At 46.2% G+C, this 7,055-nt stretch carries 7 protein-coding genes; 4 read left to right on the top strand and 3 right to left on the bottom strand.

Annotated features, from left to right (window positions below):
• Positions 1-123 precede the first annotated feature (123 nt).
• From dprA to B5F71_RS01025, 3 genes are all read right to left on the bottom strand, one after another.
• Complete coding sequence (dprA, locus tag B5F71_RS01035) at positions 124-1,236, bottom strand: DNA-processing protein DprA (RefSeq protein WP_022039299.1); 1,113 nt, start codon at positions 1,234-1,236, stop codon at positions 124-126.
• On the bottom strand, positions 1,233-1,637 hold the full coding sequence (locus tag B5F71_RS01030) for an acyl-CoA thioesterase (protein WP_022039298.1): 405 nt from the start codon (positions 1,635-1,637) through the stop codon (positions 1,233-1,235). Before B5F71_RS01030 ends, dprA begins: the two co-directional genes overlap by 4 nt.
• Before the next feature lie 226 nt (positions 1,638-1,863).
• Positions 1,864-3,135 carry a DUF2851 family protein gene (locus tag B5F71_RS01025; RefSeq protein ID WP_022039297.1) on the bottom strand — a complete coding sequence of 424 codons (1,272 nt, stop codon included), beginning with the start codon at positions 3,133-3,135 and terminating at the stop codon, positions 1,864-1,866.
• A gap of 84 nt (positions 3,136-3,219) precedes the next feature.
• Between B5F71_RS01025 and dapB the strand changes: the two genes are divergently transcribed.
• The 4 genes from dapB to B5F71_RS01005 all read left to right on the top strand — a co-directional run bounded on the left by dapB (position 3,220) and on the right by B5F71_RS01005 (position 7,046).
• A complete protein-coding gene (dapB, locus tag B5F71_RS01020; RefSeq protein ID WP_022039296.1) occupies positions 3,220-3,975 on the top strand; it encodes a 4-hydroxy-tetrahydrodipicolinate reductase in 756 nt (251 codons plus the stop codon).
• A 9-nt stretch (positions 3,976-3,984) separates the two neighbouring features.
• Positions 3,985-5,409, top strand: a complete 1,425-nt coding sequence (locus B5F71_RS01015; protein ID WP_087207127.1) for a S26 family signal peptidase — start codon at positions 3,985-3,987, stop codon at positions 5,407-5,409.
• Between the two features lie 77 nt (positions 5,410-5,486).
• Complete coding sequence (locus tag B5F71_RS01010; protein WP_087207125.1) at positions 5,487-6,398, top strand: S26 family signal peptidase; 912 nt, start codon at positions 5,487-5,489, stop codon at positions 6,396-6,398.
• 3 nt (positions 6,399-6,401) lie between these two features.
• The gene (locus B5F71_RS01005) at positions 6,402-7,046 is read left to right on the top strand and encodes a WbqC family protein (protein WP_022039293.1); all 645 of its coding nucleotides are present in this window, start codon (positions 6,402-6,404) and stop codon (positions 7,044-7,046) included.
• Positions 7,047-7,055: the final 9 nt, after the last annotated feature.

Below are 7,055 nucleotides of genomic sequence, written 5' to 3'. Positions count from 1 at the left end.
TCGCTCCTGTTCTTCGTCAGATAGCCCGCTATCTTCCTCATCACAGAAGCAAAAATGCCTCAAAAACTCATCCCAAATCATCGCACGATAAATTCAAAACAGCTTCTTATCCTTCATCATTTTTCAGACCAGCTTGTAAACACCTCCGGCATAATTGCGGATGATACCTTTTAATTCCAGTTCGAAGAGGATGCCACTCATGCGGGTTATGGGGATATTGCTTTCTACTACTAAGCTATTCACTTGCATGCCTTCGGTTTGTTTTTGAAGGAGTTGTACTACTTGTGTCTCTTCCGCGTTCAGTTCGGGAAACAGTTGCCGCTGGATAGCCGCAGGTATTTCTTTGGGGCGGTTCCAGTTCATTGCTTTCACCAGTTCTTCGGCGCTTTGGAGTAAAATGGCACGGTTGGAGCAGATAAGCCGGTTGCAGCCTTCAGAGTAAGTATCGTCTACCCGTCCGGGAAAGGCAAAACAATCCCGATGATAACTGTCGGCTATTTCGGCAGTAATCAGTGAGCCTCCTTTCAATGCCGATTCTACTACGATAGTAGCGTCACTGATACCTGCTACAATCCGGTTCCGTTTTACGAAGTTCTGTCTGTCGGGATTTGTTCCGCTCATAAATTCGGTCAGCAGTCCACCGTGGGTTGTCATTTCAATAGCCGTATGCCGGTGAATATATGGATAAATCCGGTCTAGTCCGTGTGCCAGTACACCTATTGTATCCAATTGGTACTGCAAGGCTGCGCGATGGGCATGGATGTCAATGCCGTATGCCAGCCCACTGACGATAAGAGTATCAGGCATCAGTTCTTGCAGGTCGTGTATGAAGCGGTCGCACAAGGCTTTGCCATAACCTGTGGCATTGCGTGTACCTACCATACTGATGATGTGGCGGCTGTTTAGGTCGGCATTGCCTTGATAAAACAAGACCAGTGGAGCATCACTACACTCGCGTAACCGGGAAGGGTAGTCTTCGTCATCGGAGGTAAGGCAGGCAATGTGGTTTTTCTCGGCAAAAGTAAGTTCGGCTTCACATCTGCGAAGTATTTCCGGATGGTCGAATGCTTGTAGAAGTCTGGGGCTGACTTGGGGTAGTAAGTCGCGTAACTCTTTGGTATGTGTAAAGAGGAAGGTGGCATTCCCTGCCGCTTGTAGCAGATTGTGGGCATGATTGATGCCGATGCCGGGCAGTTGGGTCAAGGCAAGCCGGTAAAGTGTTTCTTGTGTGTTCATTCGTTGAAATAAGGTGCAAAAAGGTTGTTGAAAAGTTCACTGTCACTCAGCCGTCCGTTGATGAGGCATACGGTTTCAACCGTTGATTTAATGGCTATTTTCATATCAGGCAAACGGAAAATATCTTGGTAGAAGACATATTTGATGCCTTCTTTCTTCAGATAGAGTTTGGAAACAAATTCGTCTCCGCTTTTCAGTGGTGTCTTGAATGCCATGGTCAGCCGTGCTACTACCGGATCAATACCTTCTGTATGAAGTTTGGCAAAACTGATGCCGGCAGACAATAAAAATTCATGCCGGGTGTGTTCAATGTAATGTTGATAGTTAGCGTTGTTTACGATACCTTGCAGATCGCATTCATAGTCGCGTACTTTCATTTTCAGTTCATAGATATATTTCATGAGTTATTGAGTTTTTAAGTTATTGAGTTTTTAAGTTATTGAGTTTTTAAGTTATTGAGTTTTTAAGTTATTGAGTTTTTAAGTTGGCAAGTAAACAAGGCCTCGGATAGTAAAGGTATTTAAAGCCTCGTCACCTTGTTACCTTGTCACCTCGTCACCTTGTCACCTCGTCACCTTGTCACCTCGTCACCTCGTTACCTTGTCACCTCGTCACCTTGTTTCCTTGTTACCTCGTCACCTTTTTCATATATTCGTACCCGATTCTGCAATACAAGCATTTCTTTGGGTCGCAATAGTTCTTTTTGAGTTGGATAAGCGCCTGGCTGTCTCCGGCATGGTTGGCTTTCAGTCCACATTCCTGCCAAGTCCGGATGATGTAATTGTTTTCCGGTTTCAGTTCTTCGAGGAAGCGGTTGGCGCGTTGGCAAAGGGCTTCGTTCGCTTTGTGTTTGCCATACGCATATAGAAAAGGAACTACCGTGTTGATGATAAGCAAGTCGATAGAATTGTTGCTTAACGTTTTCGGATGAGCGGGAGAAATTTCGCCGAATGTATAGTGTGTCAGCCAGTACTCGGAAGTACCTCCTCGGAGCAGTTCACGTACTTGCTTCAGGTTGTCTGTTTCCATCAGTTGAGAAAGTAATCCTTGTGAACGATGGTACAGGCAAGCCAATTGGGCAATACGTATATGTGGAAAATTGCCCGGACGCAGCCGGAGAAAACGCCAATGGCAGTCTGCCGAGGGAGTAAGTCCGAATTTATGGCTGAGGTAAGCATATTCTTTTATCAAGGCTTCGGTATAAGTGTCTATCGGAAGCTCCTGCAACAGTCCGGCTTGTCCGAAAAATAGGGCTTCTACCTGAAATAGACTATCGCGGTGCTTGTTGACTGCTGTTAAAGGTACGGTTTTTGCCCATAATTCGAAGGTGTCACTATTCACTCCGAAACCAAAATTGCGCGCCAGAGTGATAAAGAAAGCATTTTCCCAGTCACTGTTGCAGGCTTTCAGTCGCTGGTGTATTTGTTCTGTCTTGCTTTCGAACCGTTCTACTTGCAAGGCGGATAGCCAGCTGTGCAAGAAGAACGCTGATAGGGAAGGAATCAGTTCATGACAAGCCGGATAACGGTCTTCCTGCAGCAATTGTTCGTAATGGGCAAGCAAGGCAGGCGGGCAATGCAGCTCCATTTGCGGGATAGGTTCGCCGTTGGTACGGACAGGGGAGGCATCCATTCGTGAAGCTACATGCAGAATGACTGAATCGTATGCCGGGTCAAGGTGGTGCCGGTGGGCAAACCAGTCGGACGCTTGCAGGTGTATTTCCACGTTGCCTACCCACAGCACACCGTTTAACTTGATTTTGGCGTTGAAGAAATCAGGGCCTGCATGTATATTGGGCAGTCCCACGTCGATGATTTCCACTGTTTGTCCATCGGTTGTTTGTAGCGGCTGAAGGGCAAAAAGTTTGTGTTTCCACACGTAATGTAAGAGTTGTTCCATGTTAATGAGGTGTAAATGTTCGCTAAATGTAATGATTAATAACGAAAAACGCTATCTTTGTGGCTGAATTTAATTGATTTATTTATGAAAATAGCATTAATCGGATATGGAAAGATGGGTAAAGAGATAGAAAAGGTCGCTCTTTCCCGCGGACATGAAATAGTAAGTATCATAGATGTGGACAATCATCAGGACATCGATTCTGATGCTTTCCGTTCAGCAGACGTAGCTATTGAGTTTACAGCTCCGGCTGTGGCATACGGCAATTGTATGGAGGCTTTCAAGCAAGGAGTGAAAGTTGTATCAGGTAGTACTGGCTGGATGGGTGAACACGGTGACGAGGTGCGCCGCTTGTGCAAGGAAGAAGGAAAGACGTTGTTCTGGTCATCCAATTTCAGCCTGGGGGTAGCTATATTCTCGGCGGTTAACAAGTATCTGGCTAAGATAATGAACCGTTTTCCCAACTATGATGTTTCGATGGTGGAAACACATCATATCCATAAGGTGGACGCACCCAGCGGTACAGCCATCACACTTGCCGAAGGTATCCTGGAAAACCTGGACCGTAAGAGTAAATGGGTAATGGGCACCTTAACTGCTCCCGACGGTACTGTAAGTGGAACGACGGAGTGTGCTCCAGATGAATTGCCGGTCAGTGCTATCCGGCGGGATGAAGTGCCGGGTATCCATACTATCCGCTACGAATCGGAAGCCGATTCCATCATCATTACACACGATGCAAAAAACCGGAAAGGGTTTGCCTTGGGGGCTGTGCTGGCTGCTGAATATACAGCTGTTCACGAAGGCTTTTTGGGAATGAATGACTTATTTCAATTTTAAGGAACGGGTATGATACAAGCATCGCGCAGGCAATGGGTGAAATTCGGCATTGTCTTGTTTTTATACATTCTCTTTCTCATCTGGCTGAAAAGCTGGCTGGGTATAGTCGTCATCCCTTTTATCTTCGATGCCTATATCACCAAGAAAATACCTTGGACGTGGTGGAAAAAATCGAAGAATAAGGCGGTGCTCACGGTAATGGGGTGGGTAGATGCCATTGTGTTTGCATTGGTAGCGGTTTATTTCGTCAACCTGTATTTTTTCCAGAACTATGTTATTCCTTCTTCTTCGTTGGAGAAATCATTGTTGGTAGGCGACTATTTGTTCGTAAGCAAGATGAGTTATGGGGCTCGTATTCCACAGACTCCTTTGCATATGCCGCTCACTCAGCACACGCTTCCGGTCTTCAATTGTAAGTCGTATCTGGAATGGATTCATTGGGATTACAAGCGTGTGGGCGGACTGGGTACGGTAAAACTGAATGATATCGTGGTCTTTAATTTCCCGGCAGGAGATAGCGTGGCTACAGCTATACCTGCTGATGACTTGTACCGGTTGAGTTATGATGCAGGCAGACAATTGTCACAGCAGGTCGATTTCTCGCGCTTGGATGCCGAGCAGCAACGGCAAGTATTTGATTATTATTACGCAGCCGGACGCAAGTATATCGATGAAAACCCGCAACTATATGGAAAGGTCATCGCACGTCCGGTAGACCGGCGTGAGAATTATGTGAAACGTTGTGTTGGACTTCCGGGGCAGACGCTTCAGATAAAAGACCGCATTGTATATCTGGACGGTAAGGCAAACAAAGAGCCAGACAATGTACAATACCGCTATATCGTACATACGAAAGGCATGTTACCCGATGACCTGTGTCACGAACTGGGTATCAGTGCAGAGGACCGGGCTATGTATTATCCCGAGGAATCTGTTTATAATATACCGTTGACGGAGAAGGCGAAAGCAGGTCTTTTGGCACGCAAGGATATCGTGGTCTCTATCGAAAACATGCCTGATGAGGCTATCGAAGGAATTTACCCCGTAAATAAGGTGACCGGATGGACACTTGACAATTATGGCCCGATATGGATTCCAAAGAAGGGGGAGACCATCGACTTGACTTTGGACAACCTGCCTTTTTATGAACGTCCGATCCATGCTTACGAGGGAAATACCTTGGAAGTAAAGGAGGGTAGAATCTATATCAACGGACAGGAGACCACCCGTTATACATTTAAAATGGATTATTACTGGATGATGGGTGATAACCGGCATAATTCGGCCGATTCCCGTTTTTGGGGCTTTGTGCCTGAAGACCATATTGTGGGCAAGCCGATATTTATCTGGTTGTCCTTGGATCAAGACCGTGGATGGCTGGACGGTAAGGTTCGTTGGAACCGGTTGTTTAAGTTTGTGGATTCGATAAAATAACATAGCGTGTACGGGTTGGCCAGGCTTTAGATACCTGATGCATTGAAAACCTGATCAGCCAGTACCTGATTAATTATATGAATGCAAGCTGGAAAACCATACTGAAAGGAATTGCCGGATGTGTGCTGGCGGTAGTATTGGTGAAAGCTTTCCTTGTCACGTCTTGCTTTATTCCTTCGTCGGGAATGGAAAACAGCCTTTACGAAGGCGAAGGGGTATTGGTGAACAAGTGGAGCTACGGTTTGCGTATGCCTTTTCCATCGGTATTCGGATACCACCGTATCGGTTCTTGCGATATCAGGAAAGGAGATATAGTCTTGTTCAACGACCCAAGTCCGGGTAATCCGTCCCGATGGATGGAGGGGCGTAGTGTGTTTATCAGCCGTTGTATAGGTAGGGCTGGAGATACATTGTTGTTGAACCGCGAGCTGATTGATGCGGAAAATGAAGTCTGGAGTCCCGACAACAAAGCTTTGTATGTATATCCTTCGGCACAAGAAGATACTGTACAGGCAATATTGAAGGCAGTAGGTATTTCTGAGAATCCTTTGGTGGGATATACCGAGGAAGGCGATTTCATCCGGAGCTTCAGCCGATATGAATTGTATCTCGTTGCGCAAAAGGGAAAAGGGAAGGTAATTTTTACACCGTTGAATGCCAAACTAGCAAAGGAGGTACATCCTTATGTGGTGCCCGAAAAAGGTATTCCGGTGATGGTCTATCCTTGGAATGCGGTATTGCTTTGCAACACCATTGTGTCGCATGAGGGGAAAAATGCCACCGTGCAGGGAGATACCTTGTGGGTGGAAGGCAAGCCGGTACGCTCGTACACATTCAGTAAGGATTATTATTGGATGGCTTCGAATGACCCGGTCAATCTTGCCGACTCCCGTTTGTTTGGCTTTGTGCCCGAAGAATGCATCATCGGCAAAGCGTGGCGCATTTGGTTTACTACCCGGAAGGGGCGTTTTTTACAACGTGTAGAATAAAGAATGGAAAAAGAAATATTGTTAAGTTCGGCGTATCTGGCACCGGTAGAGTATTATACGAAACTCTATGCGTATGATAAGGTATATGTGGAACGGTTCGACCATTATGCGAAACAGACTTACCGGAACCGGTGTGTTATCGCTTCGGCGGCAGGACCGTTGGCTCTGACCATTCCTACCGAAAAGAGTGACGAACAGAAATGTTTGATGAAAGATGTGCGCATTTCCGACCATGGGAACTGGCGGCATGTGCATTGGAATGCATTTGTGGCGGGCTATAAGCACAGCCCGTTCTTCGATTATTATGCTGATGAGTTCCTGGAGTTTTACAAGCGGAGGTATACTTTCTTGTATGATTTCAATGCCGGCTTGTGCCAGTGGATATGCAGGCAACTGGATATGCAACCTTGCATTGTACCTACTGATGATTTTTGTGTATCACCCGAAGGGGTAGAAGACTTCCGCGAACGGATTCATCCGAAAAAGCCTTTTGAGGCTAATGACCCGCGGTTCGTGCCTAAGCCTTATTATCAGGTGTTCGATGCGCAAACCGGTTTCCTTCCGAACCTAAGCATCATCGATTTGTTATTCAATATGGGACCCGAAGGATTACTGGTGCTGAAGGAAAGCTTTTATAATGAAGAATGATGAATGAAG

The organism is Bacteroides sp. An269, from assembly GCF_002159755.1.
GTDB lineage: Bacteria > Bacteroidota > Bacteroidia > Bacteroidales > Bacteroidaceae > Phocaeicola > Phocaeicola intestinalis.
Note: the sequence above shows the minus strand (reverse complement) of the source record. Positions and strands in the feature narration are given on the sequence as shown.

What these genes read in the sequence shown, in the direction of transcription:
- B5F71_RS01030 (WP_022039298.1), bottom strand. Translation starts at nt 1,637, where the DNA reads ATGAAATATATCTATGAACTGAAAATGAAAGTACGCGACTATGAATGC.
- dprA (WP_022039299.1), bottom strand. Translation starts at nt 1,236, where the DNA reads ATGAACACACAAGAAACACTTTACCGGCTTGCCTTGACCCAACTGCCC.
- B5F71_RS01015 (WP_087207127.1), top strand. Translation starts at nt 3,985, where the DNA reads ATGATACAAGCATCGCGCAGGCAATGGGTGAAATTCGGCATTGTCTTG.
- B5F71_RS01005 (WP_022039293.1), top strand. Translation starts at nt 6,402, where the DNA reads ATGGAAAAAGAAATATTGTTAAGTTCGGCGTATCTGGCACCGGTAGAG.
- B5F71_RS01025 (WP_022039297.1), bottom strand. Translation starts at nt 3,135, where the DNA reads ATGGAACAACTCTTACATTACGTGTGGAAACACAAACTTTTTGCCCTT.
- B5F71_RS01010 (WP_087207125.1), top strand. Translation starts at nt 5,487, where the DNA reads ATGAATGCAAGCTGGAAAACCATACTGAAAGGAATTGCCGGATGTGTG.
- dapB (WP_022039296.1), top strand. Translation starts at nt 3,220, where the DNA reads ATGAAAATAGCATTAATCGGATATGGAAAGATGGGTAAAGAGATAGAA.